Here is a 1,770-nt window from a genome sequence, read left to right as displayed (position 1 = left end):
TTTTACCTCAACAAATCCACTGATTGACAATCCGTGATCATTGAAGAATTTGGTTTTAGCATATACTGACTTGCCAGTCCCAAATATGAAAATCTCAGGCATGCTAGTGAAGGAGTCCTCTATCCACATCGCTAAATATTTCGTTTTTACCTTATAGAATGCATCCTGATCATAATTAGAGCTGTTCCGGGTCAATCTGGTAGGCAAGTCAGACCAAAAGAAGAGCTGTTCTTCAATCTTAGCAAAGCGTCTATTGTGATGAAGGAGTCTCAGCCAAAATTCATAATCTTCCGGGATATCATCTTCTGAATAATTGCCGTATTCAGATATCAGCCTGCTTCTAAACATACAAGATGGATTTGCCAATGGTGAGTCTTGGAATCTTTTAAGGACTATATCCTCGTGGCTAGTGAGTTCATTCATCCAATCGACATGTAAGGCATATCCGAGTTGCTTATTACGATTACCGGCATAAGTCACCAGGCAGGAGATAACGTCCACACTAATATGCTTTTCAAGATAATCTACTTGCTTTTCGAGTCTATTCGGATGACAATAATCGTCTGCATCCATTCTGGCAATATACTTACCGCGGCACTTCTCTAACCCAAAGTTTAGTGCCTTGACGAGTCCTATATGTGGTAAATCATAGATTTTTAACCTTTGGTCACTGTAGCTCTGCAGTATATCTTTTGTGTTATCAGCAGAGCCGTCATTTACAATAATAAATTCGAAATGCTGATAAGATTGATTAAGTAGGCTGTCAATACACCTATTAAGAGTTTGCTCGCCATTGAACACACTCATGAGTATCGAAACCAGAGGCTTTGTCACTTTTTAGAAAGAAACTGTTTGATGAATTGCTTAAATTCCTTTCTCTCTTTTTTAGATGTGAATACATCTTTTACAAGCCTTAGATAAGATTTTACAGTCAGTTTGTGTTGTTTCTCATCTGTAGATTCGGGTTTTTTACTGTCTGTGACTTTCTTTTCTGGGTTTAAACTTTTTCGTCCAGTTGGTTCTTTAGTTTTCTTTTTTGCAGGGTCTAAACTGTCTGCCTTGCCGAAGCTTTTTTTAGCCTTTTCTTTGTAACCAAGTTTTTCTTCAACAAGGCCTTTATTGTTATATGCTATGGCATCATCTGGGTCAAGCGCAATTGTTTTTTCATAATCTGCGATTGCTCCTTTGAGGTCACCGGCCCGCTCTTTTATAAACGCTCGACTAGAGTACCTAAAAGGCTTGGTTGGCTCTAAGGCTACAGCTTTGTCAAGATCACTAAGTGCAGCTTCATTATTATCCATCAAGTGGTAGGCTACTGCTCTTTCACTCAAGTAAAATGCATTGTTGGGTTCTTGTATAATTAATGCAGAAAAGTCATCAATAGCTTTGCCAAAATCTTGAATTCTAAAATAAGCTTTGGCTCTATTATATAAGATTTTTGGTTCGTTAGGGGCTAGGTTCAATGCATTGTTAAAGCAATCAATTGCTTCTGCGAATTGCTCTGCTTTACATTTTAGGACACCTTGCTCAAAAAGATCCTGTGCTGTCTGACTCATTTTCTACTTTGTTTGGCAGTACTTGCTGCGTGCTGTCGCTTGGTATGTCTTTAGTTGGCTTACTCTTTTTTTTCTTTTTTCTCGGAGGTTTTATTTCTGGTGACCTTACAAGCGATTTCCTCTTCACCATATGCGTACGCTTGGCATGTTTATCTTTCTTGCGGTCATAAAACCTGTTTCGATTGAGAGGCTTTACTTGTTTTACAGTGCGGTA

General features: G+C 38.5%; 3 protein-coding genes. All 3 read right to left on the bottom strand.

Features of this window, described 5'->3' with window-relative positions; translation table 11 throughout:
- Positions 1-834, bottom strand: an 834-nt coding sequence (locus E1176_RS01530) for a glycosyltransferase (protein WP_155208817.1), incomplete at its 3' end; no start/stop codon positions are given.
- A complete protein-coding gene (locus tag E1176_RS01525; RefSeq protein ID WP_155208816.1) occupies positions 831-1,556 on the bottom strand; it encodes a tetratricopeptide repeat protein in 726 nt (241 codons plus the stop codon). The genes E1176_RS01525 and E1176_RS01530, both read right to left, overlap by 4 nt.
- On the bottom strand, positions 1,528-1,770 hold a 243-nt coding region (locus E1176_RS20340; RefSeq protein ID WP_185152540.1), incomplete at its 5' end, for a hypothetical protein. The genes E1176_RS20340 and E1176_RS01525, both read right to left, overlap by 29 nt.

Origin of the sequence: Fulvivirga aurantia, from assembly GCF_009711475.1 — a bacterium.
Taxonomy (GTDB): domain Bacteria; phylum Bacteroidota; class Bacteroidia; order Cytophagales; family Cyclobacteriaceae; genus Fulvivirga; species Fulvivirga aurantia.
The sequence above is the reverse complement of the archived record's forward strand: the minus strand, read 5'-3'. Positions and strand labels throughout refer to the sequence as shown.